16 protein-coding genes are annotated in these 21,119 nt (G+C 44.0%); 6 read left to right on the top strand and 10 right to left on the bottom strand.

Annotated elements, in window-relative coordinates; all coding sequences use genetic code 11:
* Positions 1 to 20: 20 nt before the first annotated feature.
* The 8 genes from PBAL39_RS09815 to PBAL39_RS09785 form a co-directional block, all read right to left on the bottom strand.
* Positions 21 to 707: a sulfite exporter TauE/SafE family protein gene (locus tag PBAL39_RS09815; RefSeq protein ID WP_008240831.1), complete on the bottom strand. Its 687-nt coding sequence runs from the start codon at positions 705 to 707 to the stop codon at positions 21 to 23.
* Complete coding sequence (locus PBAL39_RS09810; protein ID WP_008240830.1) at positions 707 to 1,129, bottom strand: FixH family protein; 423 nt, start codon at positions 1,127 to 1,129, stop codon at positions 707 to 709. The genes PBAL39_RS09815 and PBAL39_RS09810 overlap by 1 nt, the downstream gene beginning before the upstream one ends.
* Positions 1,130 to 1,136: 7 nt before the next feature.
* Complete coding sequence (gene ccoG, locus PBAL39_RS09805) at positions 1,137 to 2,531, bottom strand: cytochrome c oxidase accessory protein CcoG (RefSeq protein ID WP_008240829.1); 1,395 nt, start codon at positions 2,529 to 2,531, stop codon at positions 1,137 to 1,139.
* Positions 2,531 to 3,328: a cbb3-type cytochrome c oxidase N-terminal domain-containing protein gene (locus PBAL39_RS09800; RefSeq protein WP_008240828.1), complete on the bottom strand. Its 798-nt coding sequence runs from the start codon at positions 3,326 to 3,328 to the stop codon at positions 2,531 to 2,533. Before PBAL39_RS09800 ends, ccoG begins: the two co-directional genes overlap by 1 nt.
* Positions 3,325 to 3,492 (bottom strand): hypothetical protein, encoded by a 168-nt coding sequence (locus tag PBAL39_RS25565; RefSeq protein ID WP_008240827.1) that lies wholly within the window; start codon positions 3,490 to 3,492, stop codon positions 3,325 to 3,327. The genes PBAL39_RS09800 and PBAL39_RS25565 overlap by 4 nt, the downstream gene beginning before the upstream one ends.
* 20 nt (positions 3,493 to 3,512) lie before the next feature.
* The gene (gene ccoN / locus PBAL39_RS09795; RefSeq protein ID WP_008240826.1) at positions 3,513 to 5,624 is read right to left on the bottom strand and encodes a cytochrome-c oxidase, cbb3-type subunit I; all 2,112 of its coding nucleotides are present in this window, start codon (positions 5,622 to 5,624) and stop codon (positions 3,513 to 3,515) included.
* Between the two features lie 74 nt (positions 5,625 to 5,698).
* Entirely contained in the window at positions 5,699 to 5,884 is a 186-nt protein-coding gene (gene ccoS / locus PBAL39_RS09790; protein ID WP_008240825.1) for a cbb3-type cytochrome oxidase assembly protein CcoS, read from the bottom strand.
* The gene (locus PBAL39_RS09785) at positions 5,881 to 8,283 is read right to left on the bottom strand and encodes a heavy metal translocating P-type ATPase metal-binding domain-containing protein (protein WP_008240824.1); all 2,403 of its coding nucleotides are present in this window, start codon (positions 8,281 to 8,283) and stop codon (positions 5,881 to 5,883) included. The genes ccoS and PBAL39_RS09785 overlap by 4 nt, the downstream gene beginning before the upstream one ends.
* A gap of 231 nt (positions 8,284 to 8,514) precedes the next feature.
* Here PBAL39_RS09785 and PBAL39_RS09780 point away from each other — a divergent pair, with 231 nt between their 5' ends.
* From PBAL39_RS09780 to PBAL39_RS09755, 6 genes are all read left to right on the top strand, one after another.
* Positions 8,515 to 9,729, top strand: a complete 1,215-nt coding sequence (locus PBAL39_RS09780; RefSeq protein ID WP_008240823.1) for a Pycsar system effector family protein — start codon at positions 8,515 to 8,517, stop codon at positions 9,727 to 9,729.
* Positions 9,730 to 9,734: 5 nt separating this feature from the next.
* Positions 9,735 to 11,747, top strand: coding sequence for a polyphosphate kinase 1 (ppk1, locus tag PBAL39_RS09775; protein WP_008240822.1), 2,013 nt, complete (start codon positions 9,735 to 9,737; stop codon positions 11,745 to 11,747).
* Positions 11,748 to 11,763: 16 nt separating this feature from the next.
* Complete coding sequence (locus tag PBAL39_RS09770; RefSeq protein WP_039866380.1) at positions 11,764 to 12,681, top strand: SdiA-regulated domain-containing protein; 918 nt, start codon at positions 11,764 to 11,766, stop codon at positions 12,679 to 12,681.
* Between the two features lie 115 nt (positions 12,682 to 12,796).
* Positions 12,797 to 15,157 carry a hypothetical protein gene (locus tag PBAL39_RS09765; protein WP_008240820.1) on the top strand — a complete coding sequence of 787 codons (2,361 nt, stop codon included), beginning with the start codon at positions 12,797 to 12,799 and terminating at the stop codon, positions 15,155 to 15,157.
* A 6-nt stretch (positions 15,158 to 15,163) separates the two neighbouring features.
* The gene (locus tag PBAL39_RS09760) at positions 15,164 to 17,788 is read left to right on the top strand and encodes a BamA/TamA family outer membrane protein (RefSeq protein ID WP_008240819.1); all 2,625 of its coding nucleotides are present in this window, start codon (positions 15,164 to 15,166) and stop codon (positions 17,786 to 17,788) included.
* Positions 17,789 to 18,111: 323 nt separating this feature from the next.
* On the top strand, positions 18,112 to 18,747 hold the full coding sequence (locus PBAL39_RS09755; RefSeq protein WP_008240817.1) for a superoxide dismutase: 636 nt from the start codon (positions 18,112 to 18,114) through the stop codon (positions 18,745 to 18,747).
* A 113-nt stretch (positions 18,748 to 18,860) separates the two neighbouring features.
* Here the strand turns inward: PBAL39_RS09755 and PBAL39_RS09750 are convergent, their stop codons facing one another.
* Positions 18,861 to 19,706 carry a S1 RNA-binding domain-containing protein gene (locus PBAL39_RS09750; RefSeq protein ID WP_008240815.1) on the bottom strand — a complete coding sequence of 282 codons (846 nt, stop codon included), beginning with the start codon at positions 19,704 to 19,706 and terminating at the stop codon, positions 18,861 to 18,863.
* A 267-nt stretch (positions 19,707 to 19,973) separates the two neighbouring features.
* Positions 19,974 to 21,119, bottom strand: a complete 1,146-nt coding sequence (moeB, locus tag PBAL39_RS09745; RefSeq protein ID WP_008240813.1) for a HesA/MoeB/ThiF family protein — start codon at positions 21,117 to 21,119, stop codon at positions 19,974 to 19,976.

Below are 21,119 nucleotides of genomic sequence, written 5' to 3'. Positions count from 1 at the left end.
GGAAGGGACGGCTTTTGCTTTTATCTGCAGTCAGTAACACCGGCTTCCATTCTTGCGGGACTTAGATAGGGGATATTTAGCTCCAGTCCTTTGAAAATAAACCAAATTCCTAAAAATATCATCATAAATGGAATGACGCGGTTGATTTTTCTTCTAAATACCACACCAGTAAAACCTATTCCTATAGTAGCGATAAACATAAGTGGCAAAGTACCAAGTCCAAACCAGAACATATAGGTTATAGCACTGTTTATAGCGCCTGTATTTACTGCTCCGGCCATGGCCAGATAGACAAAACCACAAGGAAGAAGGCCGTTAATCATACCGATAATCAGGTGATTGGCGTGGTGCTTAAAAGCGGTATTGAACAGCATATAGAAGGGCTTCAGAAGACCTGAGGAATGACCAGCCCAAGCCTTAAACTTAAAGATCCTTGAGCAGGCTGCTACTAAAATTAAAGCCCCGCTCAGAATGCTGAGCCCTTGTTGAAAACCTGCTACCCAAATCTGGCGGCCTATCAGGCCGATGATCAATCCCAGCATACAGTAGGAGATGATTCTTCCAAATTGATAAAGTAGTTTGTCCCATATCAGGAAGAGACCTCCTTCTTTAACTGAAGGAACGGCAAATGCCAGCGGCCCACACATGCCTATACAGTGTATGCTACCCAGCAACCCAATCATAAAAGCAAGTCTGTTAGTGTCCATTAGTAAATGATTTCTTTCTCGTATAAATAACTTTTGCCATTGCTGATCCAGGACAGTTGGATTCTCCACTGTCCTTTGGCGATTCCGGAAAGTGGGATACTGGTCAGGAGTTCTGTTCCTGTATTTATGGTGACCAATCTATCCATCTTTTTATCTGCATTGCGGATCATTTTTAAGGTGCCATGTGCAGGTGATTTGAAAATAATAATCATCACACCTTGAGCGATGCGTATTTCCGGTGTAGCAGTATCCGTATTTACCTGCTCCTTTTGAGCGTAAGTGGTGTCATACTGCAGGCCTTTCTGATAGTAATCGTTATCTATCAATGCGTCCGTCTTGCTGCTGAACATTACGAATACCAGCGTGACAATAAAGACCATAAAAATGGCCATTCCAATCATTAATTTTGTTCCCCAATTCATGTTTTTATCAATTTGCAGGTGCTATAAATGTAGTTTCAAAAGTATCTATGGTTTTTCCATCGCTTACAAGCCTGAAGGTCAACAGTGTTTTATATGCCTTGACGTCCCTCTGAGGCATGATAATGAAAAAAGTGATTTTTGCCACTCCACCGTAGCCGATGGAGTCCTGGTGTTGTATGTATTGTATTTTCAGGTTCCGGTCGTCAGGAACAATGTTGAACTTGAGTGCGTGGTTAGTTTTGTTGATCAGCTCCGCATTGTAAAGGTTACTTACTGTCTGGTCTTTATCTCTCATTTGATAAAGCGTGCCGCCGGCGCGCAGAATGGTCGTCTTGACTGCCGATCTGGACACCATGAGGTAGCTGAGCACGCTGAGCAGAATGACCAAAACTGCTGAATACGCGTAGATTCTTTTATTGATGAAAAACGATTTTTTGTATTTGATCTCATCTTCGGATTTGAATCCGATCAATCGTACCGGACGCTGGATCTTTTCCATTACCATATCGCAGGCATCGATGCAGGCGGTGCAGTTTACACATTCCATTTGTGTCCCATTGCGGATGTCAATCCCTGTAGGACATACATCAACACATAACTTACAGTCGATGCAATCTCCAGCGATGTTTTGTGCTCCCTTAACGCGTTTTTCGCGAGGTTCACCTCGCTCATAATCGTAAGCCACAATGATACTCTGGTTGTCTAGTAAAACGCCCTGAAGCCTTCCGTACGGACAAACAACAGTGCATACCAGCTCTCGCATATGGGAAAATACCAGGTAAAAGACAATTGTAAATACACAGATGGAGATGAAGCCTGAAAGGTGCATGGAAATCGGCTCAGTTATGATGGTAATCAGTGTTGTCGCACTGATGATATAGGCAAGGAAAATATTCGCTATCAAAAATGATATGCACAGGAAGAGACCATGTTTCAATGTTTTCTTAAATACTTTTCCGGCAGTCAGCGGAGCTGTATCAAGTTTTTTACGCTGTGATGGACCACCCTCTATCCAGATTTCTATTTTACGGAAAACCATTTCCATGAAGATCGTCTGAGGACATATCCATCCGCAGAATACGCGGCCGAAGACTACTGTAAACAGTACAATAAATACGAGGAGGCTTAAAAGTGCAAGGACAAAAAGGTAAAAATCCTGAGGCCAGAAGATGATGCCAAAGAATACGAATTTGCGCTCTAAGACATTAAGGAGAACAAGCTGTTCTCCGTTAATGTGTAGGAATGGGGCTGCGAAAAGCAGGCCCAGAAGTAAATAACTCAGTGCTGACCTGTTTTTAAAAAGCTTCCCTTTGATCACTTTTGGATAAAGCCACTGACGACGTTTGCCATCGTCAGTGAGGGTAGACAATTGGTCCCTGAAGTGTATTGGACTTTGTGACATTATTCTTGTTTTTTGCCCTGTGGCTCTTTCCCCCCAGGAGGGTTGCTTCCTTTTAAGGAGAGCACATAATTGGTGATGTCTGAGATTTGTTTGGCATTCATGGATTTCTCCCAGGCAACCATTCCCTTATCAGGTACACCGTATTTGATGGTCTTAAAGATATCTTTTACTGTTCCGCCATGCAGCCAGTATTCGTCAGTCAGGTTAGGGCCCACAATACCTTCTGCATGCTCACCATGACAGGGTGTGCAAACCGTTTTGAAAAGTGCGGCACCCTTCATGATGGCTTCTTTATCTGTAGACTGCTCAATATTATTTTCGTTGATTTGAGCAGCTGCATTTCCTGGTTTCTGTAGAAATGCAATTCTATTGTTTTCCGCTTCCTGGAGTTCTACCACGTATTCGTCTTCCTGCAGTTTACCGTATCCGAAAACATGGTAGTTGAGCAGGTAACCAATGGCAAAGATGATGGTTCCGTAAAACAGGAACATAAACCAGGCAGGAGTGGGGTTATCCAGCTCTGCGATGTCATCAAACTTATGGTCCATCATGAGGTCTTTCTCTGCTGAAATTGGCTTCAGACCAAGGACCTTATTCCATAATGTCTGCTCATTCTTTTTTGCTTCTGCCTTAGCTGCTTCCTGCTGGCGGAAATACTCTTTCTCTTCCTCTGTGGCAAAAGGAGAGGGGCTGAGGGTTTCCTTCACAAGAATCTTAACAACTTTTAATACCAGTGCGGAAACAACGAGGATACTGATGGCTACAAACAGCAGAGCCCAAATTAAGATATCCGTCATAGTTGCTCGTCATTTAAAGGTAACTCGCTCATATATTTAACTTCTTCTTTCTTCATGGTGAGCAAAAGAATGCCAACCGCAAAAAAGAACAGTAGGAAGATGGCCAGGGAAGTGATGAGGTATCCCTGACTTCCATCTACCTGATCTAAAAATTGCTTAAACATGGTGTGTCTGATTTAATGTTTTACTTTGCTTTAATGTCCATTCCAAGGCGTTGCAGGTAGGCTACAATTGCGACGATCTCTTTGTCGCTTTTTACTTTAACTTTGTTTTTCTCAAGGTCAGTAGCAATCTCTTTTGCTTGTACATCGAGGTCCGCATTTGCGTAGTTTTCATATCCCTCTTCATAAGGAACACCCAGGCTGCGCATTGCATTGATCTTACTGCGGGTGGTTGTCGTATCCAGGGTTTGGGTAACCAGCCATTCGTAAGGAGGCATAATACTTCCAGGCGACATGGTCTGAGGATCCAGCAAGTGGTTATAGTGCCATGCATTGCTGTATTTTCCTCCCTCACGGTGCAAATCCGGACCTGTACGTTTTGATCCCCAAAGGAACGGGTGGTCATATACAAATTCGCCAGCCTTGCTGTATTCTCCATAACGCTCAGTTTCCGAACGGAAAGGTCTCACCATCTGGGAGTGACAGCTCACACAACCTTCACGGATGTAAAGGTCACGTCCTTGAAGCTCAAGTGGCGTATAAGGTTTAACTGTGGCAATCGTCGGGATATTTGACTTGATGGTGAAAGTCGGCATCATCTCTACCATTCCGCCAATTAGGATCACAATCAATGATACGACCAGGAACAGCATTGGTTTGCGCTCCAGCGTACGGTGCAGTTTTTTCTCAGCACCTTGTGGTACGTAACTTTTAGCCAGCGCAGGTGCTTCAGCTGCCTCATCCGCTACCAGTTTTCCACTGCGAACAGTTTTGATCAGGTTGTAAGTCATGACGATTACTCCAGTCAGATACAATGCCCCTCCGATGGCACGAAGTACGTACATCGGCACAATCTGTAACACAGTTTCAAGGAAGTTTGGATACCTCAGCATTCCGTCTTCTGTGAACTCTTTCCACATCAAACCTTGTGTGAATCCTGCAAAATATAATGGGACTGCGTAAAAGATAATTCCTAGTGTACCAATCCAGAAGTGGAATGAGGCCAGTTTTTTAGAGTATAAAGAAGTATTATAGATTCTTGGGATCAGCCAGTATAGAATACCGAATGTCAAAAATCCGTTCCACCCCAGTGCGCCCACGTGTACGTGTGCTACGATCCAGTCTGTATAGTGTGCAATGGCATTAATTTGTTTTAGGGCTAGCATAGGTCCTTCAAAGGTTGCCATACCATAAGCAGTAAGTCCTACGACCATAAATTTGAGGGTCGCGTCTTCTCTTACTTTATCCCATGCGCCGCGAAGTGTTAATAAACCATTGATCATACCACCCCAGCTTGGTGCGATCAGCATGACGGAGAATACAACACTCAGTGACTGCACCCATGATGGCAATGAGGTATACAAAAGGTGGTGAGGGCCTGCCCAGATATAAATAAAAATCAGTGACCAGAAGTGTAAGATACTCAGCTTATAGGAGTATACAGGCCTGTTGGCCATCTTAGGAAGAAAATAGTACATCATCCCCAGGTAAGGCGTAGTCAGGAAAAATGCAACCGCATTGTGTCCATACCACCATTGCACCAGCGCATCCTGTACCCCAGCATAAATGTAATAGCTTTTAAAAGCTGAAATAGGAAGTTCAATCGAGTTTACAATGTGAAGTACTGCAACCGTGACAAACGTAGCGATGTAGAACCAGATGGCTACATACATATGCTTTTCACGCCTTTTGATAATTGTACCAAACATATTGATCCCGAAGACCACCCAGATCAACGTAATTGCAATATCTATAGGCCACTCCATTTCTGCGTATTCATGAGAAGTAGTCAGCCCCAGAGGCAACGTGATGGCGGTAGCCACAATGATCAGCTGCCAACCCCAGAAATGGATCTTGCTCAGCACATCGCTAAACATCCTCGCCTTAAGTAGCCTTTGAAGTGAGTAATAAACGCCCATAAAGATGGCGTTCCCTACGAAAGCGAAAATTACAGCGTTGGTGTGTAATGGTCGTATACGCCCAAAAGTGGTGTATTGGCTGCCCATGTTTAATGCAGGTTTGAATAACTGCATGGCAACGAGCAATCCGACCGTCATGCCGACAATACCCCAGATAATGGTGGCAACGGCGAAGTTTCTAACGATCTTGTTGTCGTAATGAAATTTTTCAGTCATGTTGAATTAATGAGTGGTTTATGGTGTGTAAAATTAAAGTTGGCTGTGCGTTTACAGAGTGATGACAATTCTCATTAAGGATGATCCTGGTCACTTTTTGTCTCCGAACGATTGTGCTGAAGATCATCTTCAAATAGGATTCGGACCGATGGTGTGTATGTATCCTCGTGTTGCCCTGTTTTGCTAGCCCAGAAAAAGGCGGCAAGGAAGACCAATGCCAGCAGAATACTGCAGCCGATCAGGAAATATAATATGTTCATAACAGTTTGTTTTTTCGGGCGAAGAACCTCGCTGCGACGCTGGTGAAAATGATAACGGTTACTGTACTAACGGGCATTAGAATCGCTGCAATAAGTGGAGACAATATGCCCTGTACTGCAAAATATAAGCCTACAATGTTATAGGTGAGAGAAATCGCAAAGCTGATATGGATCACCTTAACCGCATCTTTCGCTTGTTGTATGAAGTTCGGGATCTGCTGAAAGCTCTTTCCGTCAAGAATCGCATCGCAGCCCGGACTGAAGTTATTGATGTCATCGGTAACCGCGATACCCAGGTCACTTTGTTTCAATGCGCCTGCGTCATTCAGGCCATCGCCAAACATGAGCACTTTGCGGCCTGCGTCTTGCAAGTCAAAGATATAATCGAGTTTATTTTGTGGGCTTTGTTTAAAATGCATCTGCTGGCTACGTGGAAAAAAAGGGATCAATATATGTTTGTCCTGATCCTGATCGCCTGATAACAGGTGCAGGTCTGCTGTCTTTCCCAACTTAAAAATCAGCTCCTTGAATCCCTTTCTCCATTGTTGTCTGGAGCTGAAACAACCCAGGTATTCGTTGTCGATCAAAATGTGTACAGTAGCCCCCTGCTTAGGTTTTACTGATGTGCTGATGCCCAAAAATGAAGCGCTACCCAGTCTGACCTCACGTTCGTCCACGAGTCCTGTAATGCCACGGCCTACTTTTTCCTTGTATTTATCAACAGTAAATTTAGTTGGTCTGCCCAGCCATGTCACGAGTTCCCTGCTTAGGGGGTGTCCTGAGTTGCGGGCAAGGTCATTCACAAGTTGACGTTCATAGTCGCTGATCCCACCTTCAAAGATGAAATCTGCAGAGTCCGGATTGGTGATGGTGCCAGTTTTGTCAAACACATAAGTGTCAATCCTGGCCAACTCCTCAACTACAGCGGTATTCTTAAGGTAAAATTTGTTCTTGTCAAAGATGCTGAGTACAGCCGCAAGCGTAAAAGGAGAACTCAGAGCAAGTGCACAGGGACACGCAATGATCAATACCGCAGTAAAAGAAGCCAGCGCTTTAGACTGGTTGTGCTGTCCGATCCAAAAAAATGCGGCACCAACCGCAACAGCGAGTAATACAATGCTGAAATATCTGCTTGCAATGTCGCTGAAAGTCCTGATATGGTCTTTTTTTCCATTAAAGGTTTCGTTGTTCCAAAGCTGCGTCAGGTAACTTTGGGAGATGGGCTTTACTACCTCCATTTCCAGCGCACCACCAAGTTGCCGTCCACCGGCGTAAATTACCTCACCAAGCACCTTTCTGACCGGTTTGGACTCGCCGGTAACAAAACTGAAGTCGATCTCAGCCTCGCCTTTCAATAAGATGGCGTCTGCAGGAATGATCTCATTGCTGCGGATCAGCATCCTGTTACCAATTGCAAGCTCGTTTAAAGGAATGGGTTTCTCAGCCCCGTCTTTGATCAGCGTTACAGCTACAGGGAAATAGGACCGGTAGTCCCGCTCAAAAGAAAGGTGGTGATAGGTATGGTGTTGCATCCATTTCCCAATCAGCAGGAAGAATACCAGTCCGCACAGCGTGTCCACGAACCCGGCACCTGTGCCACTAACGATCTCATAAACAGAACGGATAAACATAACCGCAATACCAAGGGCCAGGGGGAAGTCAAGGTTCAATATCCCTTTGCGCAGGTTCGCCCAGGCGGAAACGAAGTAACCTTTCCCACTATAAAATACCATAGGTAGTGCAAAAACCAGATTCAACCATCCAAAGAAGGTACTGAACTGGCGCTCAATGGCGCCAATCCCAAAATAATCAGGAAAACTAAGCAGCATCACATTTCCAAAGCAAAATCCTGCTACAGCAATTTTTCTGATGAGACTACGTTCCGACAGGTCTTTTTTTTGCTCCTTCACTACGTCCTGCAGGCTAATCAGTGGCTCGTATCCAATAATGGCCAACAACTCTACGACTTCCCTCAGACTAATTTCACGATTCTTGAAAGTCACCAACACCTGTTTCTTCAGAAAGTCGATGCGCGACTGGCGAATGGCGGGATTGATCTTATGAAGATGTTCCAGCAACCATATACAAGAACTGCAATGAATGGCTGGAATGTAAAAAGTGATGACTGTAATGTTTTCATCCTGATAATCCACTAGTTTCGCTGTGATCGTGGACTCGTCCAGGTATTCAAAATGTTTTGCCTGATGTTTCTGTGTTTGCCCGGGTACATCGTTATAAGCATAGTAATCAGTAAGATTATGGCTACTAAGAATCTGATATACACCCTGACAGCCGAGGCAGCAAAACTGTTTGTCGGCAACCCGGTAGGGCGTACCGGGAAGGTCGTCTCCGCAATGGTAACACTTCGTTTCCTGGGTCGTTGTATTTTGTGCTAACATAAGAAATTGATATTCCTCAAAGTTCCCGGTTCCTGTTTAGGATAAATATGACCGCGATCATCTTCTTGGCTGATAGAAATCACCTGCTGTTTCTGCCTTAAATCATAAAAGTATTGCCATCTTTCAAACTAATTTTAAAAAATATAATTAAAACCCGCATATTTATACTGTTAATAGGATTTATTCATGATGAATGACCTATACGTAAGGAAATAAACAAGACGGGACCAGATGAATTATCGGGAAATATTAGATCAGCTCAGAGCACACGTTGCCAGTGTCTTTCATGCTAAAACTGACGCCAAACTCATTTATCATAATCTGGAACACACAGAACAGGTAGTAGAAAATGCAGTTAAAATTGCCAATCACTATCAGTTGTCTGACGAAGACTTTTTTGTCGTTGTCGCTGCGAGTTGGTTCCATGATGTCGGTTACTTTTATGATTGCAACCAACATGAGTCCTGCGGTGCAGACCTTTCTGCAGCCTTCCTTGCTGAAAAAGGCGTTGATGAATTGCTGATTGAGAAGATACGCAATTGCATTATGGCCACCAAAATGCCACAGAGCCCGAATGGATTACTGCAGCAAATTGTCTGTGATGCCGATCTTTATCACCTTGGAAGTAACAGTTTTAAAGAACGTAACAGACTGATGCGCAAAGAGGCGGAAGCCTTCTGCAGCAGGTCCCTCGACAAAGACGAATGGCGATTGAAAACCATTTCCCTTTTTAAGGCGCATCATTACCATACCACTTACTGCCAGAATTTGCTGAATGCAAAAAAAGCTGAAAACCTTGCCGAACTGGAACGTAAGGCCGAAAAACAATCAAAACTGACCATTTTGCCTTCAACAGGCAGTTCAATAAAAAAACAAACAGAAACAGTAAACGTGGAAAAAAAGAAAAAAAGCGACCGTCCTGAACGTGGTATTGAAACGATGTTCAGAATAACTTCCACCAATCATCAGCGACTGAGTGATATGGCCGATAACAAGGCCCACATCATGATCTCTACCAATTCAATTATTCTTTCTGTTATCCTTAGTATCCTGCTTAGAAAACTCGAAGATAACCCACACCTGATCATTCCAACATTGCTGTTGTTAGTCATCTGCGTTGTTACCATGGTATTTTCTATACTGGCCACAAGACCCTCCATACCGGAAGGTGTTTTTACTCCAGATGATATCAATAAGAAAAAGGTTAACCTGCTTTTTTTTGGTAACTTCTATAGGATGAGCCTCCCCGATTATGAGATGGGTATGGGGAAGATGATGGAAGACAGGGAATTCCTGTACGGCAGCCTCATCAAAGACCTTTATTCACAGGGTGTGGTGCTTGGCCGCAAATATCGCCTGTTGCGCATCGCCTATAATGTATTTATGTTTGGCATCGTCATCTCTGTCGTTGCCTTTATCATCGCCTCATTTTTAGTGACCTTGTAGTCAATATGGAACCTGTCGAATTTTATAACAGGGATCTTAGCTGGTTAAGTTTCAACGAACGTGTGCTGATGGAAGCGACCCGGCTTGAGGTACCTATCCTGGAACGGATCAAGTTCCTTTCCATTTATTCCTCTAATCTGGATGAGTTTTACCGTGTGCGCATGCCGGTCATGATCTGGGATGTAGAGCTGGCAAAAGAGAGGATCAATGCGCAACAACAGCGTTTTGGTGAAATTATAAGTCAGCAGATTCTTCCCGAGCTGGAAGCCATGAAAATCCACTGGCGTTACAACATGGCTATTCCGGACCTGATCAGCGGACAGGTTGCTGATCTTTTTTTCAACGAAATCCTTGCCTATATCCATTCCGTCTGCATAGACGACGACCTGAGCAGCTTCTTCGCTGAAAACAATAAACTCTACCAGGTAGTCATTCTGAAAAATAGACTCGGACAGGAACGCATGGAGTTGATCAGCATTCCCTCGGAAACGCTACAGCGCTTGTACGCCATCTCTGCTGATGGTGCACAATACATTGTTTTTTTGGAGGATATCATCAAAAACCACCTTTATTATTTGTTTCCTGAAGATGAGATCGAAGGTGCCTACAATCTGAAAATTACCAGAAATGCTGCTCTGAAGATCGGCCAGGAGTATGAGGAGGACATGACCATTGCCCTGGAGAAGCAACTTGAAGTCCGCGATTTTGGTTTTGCCACCCGCTTTTTGTACGAGCCGGGGTTGCCGTTAAGGAACTTATACCGAATGATTTATGCGCTGAATCTCCATAAAGCAGCGGTCGTACAGGGAGGAGCATACCATAACCTAAAGGATCTCAATACTTTTCCCCTCGGGGATGTTTATGCTTACCCCAAATGGCCTGCGGCAAAAGCAGTCAGCATTGCTGAAAAAGAAACTATCTTTGATCACATCCTGAAAAAGGATATGCTTGTCAACGTTCCTTATCAGAACTATGACGCCGTGCTCCGGTTTTTTAACGAAGCTTCCAGCGATCCTAAAGTTGAGGAAATCTATACCACGCTTTACCGTGTAGCCAGCAATTCCAGAATTGTCAATGCCCTCATGACGGCTGCAAAAAACGGCAAAAAGGTAATGGTGCTGGTTGAACTTAAAGCCCGCTTTGACGAGGCCAATAACATCAAGTGGGCCAAGCAGATGAAAGCCGCTGGCGTAAAAATCATCTACAGCAGTATCGACCTCAAGGTACATGCCAAAGTGGCGCTGGTCAAAAGACGTCATGCCGATGAATTACAATACCTCGGACTCCTCGCCACGGGAAACCTGAACGAGAGTACGGCAAAGTTTTATACCGACCATATTCTGCTTACTGCACACCAGCCTATGCTGTGGGAACTGGAATCACTTTTCGGATTCCTTAGCAAAAAGAAAAAGAAACCCGCTCTGGAAGATAACATCTCTTTTGAGCATCTCCTTGTTGCTCAGTTTAATCTTCAACAGATGTTTCTAGCGCTTATTCAGCGAGAAATTGATCATGTTAGGGAAGGTAAATCTGCAGGGATTACCATAAAAATGAATAACCTGGAAGAGCAGAAGCTCATTTCCAAACTATATGAAGCTTCTCAGGCAGGCGTAAAGGTCCAGCTCATTGTACGTGGCATCTGCTGCCTCATTCCTGGCGTTGCAGGTCTTAGTGAAAATATTACCGTAAGAAGAATTGTAGACCGGTTCCTTGAACATGGACGTGTCTTTATATTTAACAATAACGGTGCAGATGATATTTATATGGGCTCTGCAGATTGGATGAACCGCAATATTTACAACCGTATAGAGGTATGTTTCCCATTGTATGATATTGCTTTGAAGAGCATTATTTTAAAAATGATTACCTTGCAGCTTGAAGACACACTCCAAGCCGTGATGATGGATTCCTCCCTGCAAAACGTGTCTGTCAATGCCCCTTCTCCACGTCGTTCTCAGGAAGAGATTTACCACTTGCTTCGGGAAGAAGTGTCCTTGCAGGGGATTATGCCAGTGTAAACCCAAATGAAAAATTATGAACAAAACATCTACTCACCTTATATATATACTACCCTTACTGTCCCTGGTAACTTTGTGTGGTTGTAAGCCCCCGAAGAATAAATTTACCAATCCCAGAGGATATGATCTTGAGCAAGCCGACAAGTTCAATATGCCCGAAAGTCTGCTTGAAATATCAGGCGTAGCCTTACATAATGGAAATCCGGATACGATATATTCTATTCAGGATGAAGATGGGAAACTCTTCAGGCAAAAATGGGACATAAAAAAGCAACACAATACACATTTCGCTTCTAAAGGTGATTACGAAGATCTGGCTATTCTTAAAGATCAGGTACTGGTGCTGAAAAGCAATGGCTCTGTATACGTGTTTCCCGTCTCGGAATCGTCAAAGGAAGAAACTAAAGCCGTAAAGGAGTTTAAGAAGATCGTACCAAAAGGGGAATATGAGAGTCTGTATGCCGATCCTGAAACGAATCAGGTGTACATACTCTGCAAAGCTTGTCCTTCTGATAAAAAGGCTAAAAAGGTAAGTGGATATGTATTTGATTTTCAGTTTTCTGCGGATAGTGCCGGCAATAACATCCAACTAAACCCGGCGGGGGAGTTTACTGTAGATTTGAATCCTATCAAGGAGCTCAATCCGAAGCTCAAGGCAAGCCTTAATCCCTCAGCATTGTCAAAAAATCTATTAACTAAGCAGTGGTACATCCTTTCTTCTGTCAATAAATTGCTGCTGGTAGCCGATGCGCAGTGGAACATTAAAGAAGTGCACCGCCTCAATTCTTCGACTTTTAATCAGCCGGAGGGGCTGGCCTTCGATAACCAGCACAACATGTACATCTCTAATGAAGGAGATGAATTGACAAATGGTAATATCCTGAAATTCAAGTATCATCCTGGTAAGGATATGGCTTCGGAAACAGTTCAATAATTACCTTCGTTTTACCCGCGTAGCAAATGTAGATTGTACATTTGTAGCTAAATTTAACTGTAATAAATAGTTTATCCGGTGATCTAAGTGATCGGATCCGATAAAGAATATAAGCATGCGAGCTGTAACGCTAAACCTGAGTAAAGATATCAAAGGATTGGGAGAGAAGCCCATTGGAGCAAGTATCAAACTTTCATTGAAGCCATTCATTGCCTTTGTTGAAGATATGGCGAGCAGGGAGAAAACTGCGAAGATCAATTTCTATAGATACATACTGGAACAGTTCAATCAATATCCGGAGCTGAATGAGCCCATTGAGCAGGAGAATGTCCACAAGTATAATGCTCTTTTCGAGTTGATCTATATGGCACTGTCGCCGATCATTAGTGAAGAGCAACACCAGCTCTGGGCGCTTGGTACCCCTATATCGCCAAACTTTCATTATGGCACGGAAGCTTTCTACAATGTTCTCGTAGATCCGGAAACCTGCACGCTGAGGGCTGGCCTTAATCTGCCCAGCAGAATGGAAATGCAAAAAAGTCTGATCTCCTCGTTTTACAACCTGATCCTCCAGCGATTCTATAACTTTTCACTCACAGCAAGCTCGTTTACCATCAAATCGATGGTCGACCCTGAAACACATCTTCTGAGGTATTACCGTCTTGACGTAGACAGCCGTTTCATCGATATTAAAACAACGGTGAAGATGCCTGAATATGACCTCAAAATTGTAAAAGACTATATTCAAGATGAGCGCAATACCATCACCGTACTTAAAAAACTTATTCCACCGGAAATCTTCAAAATTGAAGGGATAGCCATTGTGACCATGACCGATGTTACTGGTGAGTACGCATTGGAGTCGATCAAAAACATCATCATCGAACATCATGAATCGCAAAACCTGCAGCAGGGGGAGGAGATTGCTACAGCCCTGAAAACACTCGCCGGAACGGATCAGATTGAATTTAACCTGATTCCTTATGTCAAGCTGAACAACCGTGTACTGAACAATGACAACAGGGGTTTTCAAAGCATCATGATCAAACTGGCAAAGGAAGAAGGCCAGGATGAAGAGGAGTATATCCGTCTCATTGACGAATATAGTATCAATCCAAGGACATTGATTTTCCCTGATATCCGTGAAGAGGACAGTGAGAAATATCCAATGTTACATTTACTGGACAAAAAAGGGATTACTTCCTATGCTTTGTTCCCATTGTATTTCAATGCCAAACTGGTCGGCTGTCTGGAGCTTTATACCAGCGATGCGCATCAGTTGAATGGTAATACCATCGCAAAAACTGAACTGGCATTCTCACTGCTTGCACAGCTTTGTCAAAACATCATTTCTGATTTCAACGTAGAAATAGAAGAGGTCATCACAGATAAGTTTACCGCCCTTCAGCCTTCAGTACAATGGCGCTTCCATGAGGCTGCCTACCATTACCTGCAGACGGGAGGTAAGGCAAGGAACCTCCCGGTAGAGCCTGTGTATTTTAAAGATGTTCATCCGTTATATGGTGCGGTAGACATCAGGAACTCTAGTGTCCTCCGTAATATGGCACTCCGAAAAGATCTTTATCTTCACTTTGAACAGCTTCAGCTTGCTTTAGGAAAGATTAAAGAGGTGGTATGCAATTCTATTGAACATGAGCTTCCTCAAAAACACCAGGTGTGGAACAAAGTAGAGTTTGAGAATCTTGGAGATCATGAAATCCTGAAAATGGAGGATTACCTGCAGCGTCAGATCCCAACGGCAATGGACCAATTGAAACTTGCTCACCCTGAATTGAAACCGATTGTATATAATTATTTTGAACAAACAGCTTCAAATGGTCGTATTTATGAACATCGCGACCGCTATGAGAAAAGTCTTCAGATGATCAACCTCGCGGTATCCCGGCACCTGGATGATTTTAATGCGGAACTGCAAGAGAGCTATCCCTGCTATTTTGAGAAATTCAGAACAGATGGAGTAGAATTTGACATCTATCTCGGTCAGTCCATCTCTCCACATAAAAACTTCAAGCCGGCGGTGCTCCATGATTTTCGTCTGAAGCAGCTGCGCGTGCTGGCGGAGATCGCTAAAACAACTTATAGCCTGGCGCCTTACTTTTCGCTGCCCCTGGAAACTACACAGCTGATCTTTGTCTATGAGAAGCTCATTGATGTAAGCTTCAGGATTGATGAACAGCGTTTTGACGTGGAAGGTAGTTACAACATCCGCTACCAAATGGTCAAAAAAAGGATTGATAAAGCTCATATTAAAGATACTACGGAACGGCTCACGCAGCCCGGGAAAATTGCCGTCGTCTATTTCAACAGCTGGGAAGCTGCAGAATACCTGGGTTATATCCGCACGCTGCAGAAACTGAAAATTCTCAATGATGATGTGGAATATCTTGATATCGAGGAATTACAAGGTGTGGAAGGATTGAAAGCCCTAAGAGTAGGTGTAACGCTTAAAAAATAAATATCTATGCGTCTAAAAAAGGACCTTCGGACAGCATTGCTGTTCCATATTGCCATCATGACCAGCCCGGCGATCAGCATGGCACAGCAGCCAGCGACCAGGGATTCTATTACCATCGCCATCGCTCCTGAATATAACCACGTAGGTCCTGGTCACCGTTTCTTTCTGGGTGAAAGCTACCGCCAGATATGGGCTACGCCTGTAAAAATGCGCGTCATGCAGCTGCAAAAAGAAAAAGGTGGATTGAGTATCGTCAAACTTGGTGGTGGGATGCAAACCCGCTCTTTGCGTCTTAGAGATGCGTCGGGCAAAGAATGGGTGCTCAGAACGGTTCAGAAATATGCGGAACGCAGCCTTCCCGCTAACCTCCGTAAAACCATTGCCAAAGATATTTCCCAGGATCAGGTGTCTACCAATCATCCTTTTGCGGCACTTGTGGTGCCACCTCTGGCGGAAGCACTTGGACTGGCACATGCGGTTCCGGAGATCGTTTACATAGGTGATGATCCGGGGTTAGGGGACTACCGTAAGGACTTTGCCAATGCGGTATACCTCTTTGAGGAACGTTCTCCTTTTGAAGATAAAACAGACAATACTGAGAAGACTCAACGTAAAATCCTGGAGGATAATGATACGCGTGCGGATCAGAAAATGACCCTCCGGGCAAGGCTGCTCGACTTTCTGCTGGGCGACTGGGACAGGCATGAGGACAACTGGCGCTGGCAGGAAGAGAAAACAAAAAGTGGTACAACCTACTTTCCTGTGCCACGCGACAGGGATAAGGTTTTCTATAAAACTTCGGGCATATTTCCATGGGTGCTTACCCATCAGTGGCTCAAAACCCACCTCCAGCCTTATAGCCCTGATATCCGTGATGTAGACCACTGGAGCTTTAATGAACGTTACTTCGACCGGTTCTTTCTCAATGAGTTGTCTTTGCAGGACTGGAAGGATGAAGTGAAAATCGTCCAGTCAAAAATGACTGATGAGCTGATCCAAAAGTCATTCCGACAGATGCCGGATACTGTATTCCGTCTTTGTGGTCAGGAGCTGATCACAAACTTCAGCTCCCGCAGAGATAAGCTGGATAGTCTGGCAACACATTATTACCATTTCTTATCGATTTATGTGGATGTACCAGGATCGGATAAAAAGGAAAATTTTGAAGTCAGCCATCTTGATAACGGCGACGTGCAGGTGCGCATCTTTAATATAAAAAAGGATGGCAGCAAAGGGCGTCTGTTTTACGACCGTACCTTCGATCAGCACATCACAAAGGAAATCCGCCTTTTTGGTCTGGCTAGCAATGATGTGTTTGATGTTAAAGGGGCTGCGAAATCGGCCATACGCATCAGAATGATTGGTGGCGATGATCAGGATGAGTTTAAAGTTGCTGATGAAGTCTCCAATAAATCCGGTCTTTTTGTGTACGACAGGTCTGATGAACCTAATGACTTTCCAACGAAAGGTGACGTAAAGCTTAGGCTAGAAAAGGATACGCTGGTGAACAAATTTGATAAAACAAGTTTTCTTTATGACCGGTCGGGCCCGCTGTTCAACTTCAATTATAACATTGATCAGGGGGTACAACTGGGACTTGGTTATATTATTGAAAAACAGGGTTTCAGGAAGTCCCCGTATGCCTCTAAACATGAAATATGGGTCAACTACAACACCGGCAGGAAGTCCTTTATCCTTGATTATACAGTCGACTTTAAAAAGGCGATCGGTCATAATGACCTCGTCGTCAATGCCAATATGCTTGGTCCCGGAAACATCAGTAACTTCTTCGGAATAGGGAATAATACACGGTATGTTCAGGATGATGATGACGAGGATGATTTTGATAATGACGATGAAAATGACCGTGAAGATGGGATTTCTTATTTCAGGAACCGTTATGACTACCTCAACTCCAGCGTTAAACTTAGAAGAGATCTGGATCAGGATTGGCGTGTGGAAGGTGGTGCCTTATTCTCCTATTACTCCAGCACGAGATCGGGTAACGATGAACGTTTCTTCAGGGATTTTGATGCTGCTAATCCGCAGGAGGGTGTTTTTACTACCCGTTTATATGCAGGACTGACGGCAGGATGGTCTTTTGATACGCGTGACAATGAGGGGATTCCTTCCAAGGGGGTGTTCTGGAAAACTACGCTCACTGCCCAGCAAGGTCTTGTAGGAGGTAGCAAGAGATACGGTGTTGTTACCTCTGAATTCCGCTTTTACCTCAACCCCGGAAAATCAGGCCTGGTCATCGCCAATAGAATTGGTGGTGGTACAACGGTTGGTGATCCTCTTTTCTTCCAGCACATTCAACTTGGAGGCGCCAATAGCCTTCGCGGGTACAACAGCAGACGTTTTACCGGCAGAACGGGGCTATACCACAATATTGATTTCCGCCTGAAGCTATTTAACTTTACTTCTTACCTCGTGCCTGGTACCGTTGGAATGATCGCCTTTAATGACGTAGGAAGAGTTTGGCAGCCAGGTGAAAAAAGTGGTAAGTGGCACCAGGGGTATGGTGGTGGTTTGTATCTGATGCCTGGAGAGCAATTGCTGGTTCAGGCTGCCATCGGACACAGTAAAGATGCTACATTACCTTATTTTAGCATAGGCTTCAACTTTTAATTACTTTAATTTTTTCTTGATAACTGGTCGGGACTGAAAAGCTTGCGCTGAAAAAGCGCAAACGTTTCTAGGCCCCTCAGAGCATATAGAAAAATTAAAGCTGGGCGCATATTGAAGAGATGTTGTCGAAGATGTCGTAACATATTTGCGTCTGCCGATCGCTTTCTGTTACTTAGTGTGGGCTGCATCTGAAATGCTTGTAAATAAATGGTGCCTGATTGTCAGTTTATGAAATCTCAAAACAATAGCTGTTGAAAATCGTTCTATTGCTATATAAAACGACTTTTATGAGATTATTACGAAACATTTTGCCTGTGGCGCTTATGTTATTTGGTGTACAGGCAGTCGATGCGCAGTTTAAACTGCCTGCATTGCCTTATTCTACCAGTGCGCTGGAACCTGCAATTGATAAACAGACAATGGAGATCCATCACGGAAAACATCATAATGCTTATGTGACTGCACTGAATGCAGCTGTAAAGGGCAGTAGTGCAGAGGGGAAATCCCTGTCAGAGCTTCTCGGGGATGTTTCCAAATATCCGACGGTGATCCGTAATAATGCCGGTGGGCATTATAACCATAGCCTGTTCTGGCTGGTGATGTCTCCTAAACCGAAGCCGGCTTCAGCAGCTTTTCTAAAACAGATGGATGCGACATTTGGGTCTATGGACCAGTTTAAGAAAGCTTTTGCCGACTCTGCAGCTAAGCGGTTTGGCTCTGGTTGGGCGTGGCTGATGGTGCAGAATGGTAAATTGAAAATTAGCAGCACACCGAATCAGGACAATCCACTGATGGATGTTGTTGCTGAAAAAGGAACGCCTATTCTTGCCCTGGATGTATGGGAACACGCTTATTACCTGAAATATCAAAACAAAAGACCGGATTACATCAGTGCATGGTGGACAATCGTGAACTGGGGAGAGGTAGAGCGCCGATACAATGAAGCAATAAAAAAATAAGGGCTACACCGCTCGGTAATCCTATTGAGGATCTAAGAGCATAAGGATCTGGGAATAGAAAAAAGGGAGCGAATGTCATGTTCAGCTCCCTTTTTGTAGGTGGTAAATTCGAATTATTCGGCTTCTTCGTCGATAAAAAGTTTAATCTCATGGTCTCCGATAGTGATCAGTCGGTCTTTGTAAAGTCCGCCGATAACCTTTTTGAAAGCACTTTTGCTAATCTTAAAACGTTGGTAAATCTCTTCAGGAGAGCTTTTGTCGCCCAGGTGGATGACGCCTCCAGCGTATTTCAACTCATCAAGAATGACGTCTTTGTTTTCCAGGATATGGCCGTAACCCATCGGCTGAAGGCTAAGGTCAATCTTTCCTTCCACACGTATTTTTTTGACCCAGCCTTTTCTGGTTTCACCCGGCTGAAGCTGTTCGAAAAGCTCGTTAGTGTACAACAGGCCAATATATTTATTGTCTATAATTGCGTTGAAACCCAGGTCTGAGCGGTCTACGATCAGTAGGCTTACTTCATCTCCTTCTTCCAGATCGATGTCTTCCTCCTCCACAAAGTTAGTAAGCCTTGATGAGGCCACCATCCTGCTATTGCTTTCATCCAGGAAGATGTATACCACATGGCTGTCTCCCTTAAACATCGGCCGTTTTTGTTCCCTTTGCGGAACATAAATGTCCTTGTCCAGGCCAATGTCCATGAACACACCATCTTCACCATCGTCAACAACGGTAAGAAAGGCAAAATCGCCAACGCAGGCCAAAGGCTTTTTGCTTGTGCCGAGCAGTCTCCCGTCTTTATGCATGTAAACGAATACATTGATGTTCTCTCCAATCTCAACGTTCTTTGGAACGTCTACGTAAGGCAGCAGGACCTCGTTCTCACCGTCGGTTAAAATCAATCCGTTTTCTGTTTTTGTTGTAATCCTGAGGTCGTTATATCTTCCTATTTCTATCATCTGATAACTGGCATTTTTGCAAAGGTAGCATATAGGGCGTAACATCTGGTTCCCGAACTGATCTAATGTTAAAATAATCGGGTTTTAATTGTGTAAGACACATTATGCAAGTCCCCTGGACGTGGCTGTGGGTCAATCCAAACAAAAAGATGTTGACTGTGTTATAGTTATGGTCATTTTACAACCATGTTCCAGCTAAGGTTTATAATAAAATCCCCTTCCCCCGGTGGATAAACCTTACTGGGCATGGATTGTAATCCAATAATCTTATAGTTCTATCAATGGTATTATGACGGTAAATAACTGCTGGTCGGTTTGTTTATGCATCAGTCGTGCTGCGATCATGCTACGTATGCCGTGTGAACAAGCAAATACTATCGCCTTATCCGAGGGTAATTTATCCATTCGTGCCTGTAAATCATACAACGGTATGCTGATGCCCCCAATATTGAACTCTTCAAATTCGTAAGCTTCACGTACGTCAATCAGTTGGAATGGGATCCCATCCCGTTGCCATTTTTGTAATTCAGATATTTCAATTTCTGTTATTTGCCCGATGTATTTTGCTGCGGATACCTCACCTGCTGCCTCATTTTGGATCATCTTAACTCCCTGATCTCTCCCTGGATCTGATTGTTTGTGCTGGGTGGTGGGCTCAGTATCGACTTTATTAAGTGCGATGGTAGGATCATTTGCTATTGATTTGCGTATAATTTTGTACTGCTGGACATCCATGGTCAGGCCATTCAATACCAGCAGTTTTCCTGATAATAATTCCCCAAAACCGCAAATGAGTTTAATGGTTTCCTGGGCCATTATGCTGCCTATTATTCCGGCAAGAGGCCCAATTACGCCACTTACGCTACAGGATTCACTTTCCGGATCTGCTTCAGGAAAACAATCTCTGTAGTTCGGGCCACCATTTACATTGAATACGGATACCTGCCCTTCGAACCTGAAAATAGATCCGGAAACCAGCGGTTTTTCAAGCACTACACAAGTGTCATTGACCAGGTAACGGGTCTCGAAATTGTCAGATCCATCAATCACCAGATCGTATTTTTTTATAATGTCCATGGCATTGCTGTGATCCAGACGGAAGGTGTAAACATCTGTCTGGACTGACGAATTGAGTTCCTTCAACTTAATCGAAGCGCATGCTGCCTTAGGATGTCCCAGGTCATCTTGCTTAAATAAAACCTGTCTATGGAGGTTGCTTTCTTCCACCAGATCTTCGTCGATGATGCCAATTCTGCCTACTCCCGCTCCACCAAGGTAGAGTAGGAGCGGGCATCCAAGGCCTCCCGCACCTACCACCAGTACGGATGCATCAGCCAGCTTCTGCTGTCCTGAGAAGCCGATTTCTTCTAAGATGATCTGCCTATTATATCTTTTAAAATCTTGATTTTCCAT

The organism is Pedobacter sp. BAL39 (assembly GCF_000170795.1).
Lineage (GTDB): Bacteria > Bacteroidota > Bacteroidia > Sphingobacteriales > Sphingobacteriaceae > Pedobacter.
Note: the sequence above shows the minus strand (reverse complement) of the source record. Positions and strands in the feature narration are given on the sequence as shown.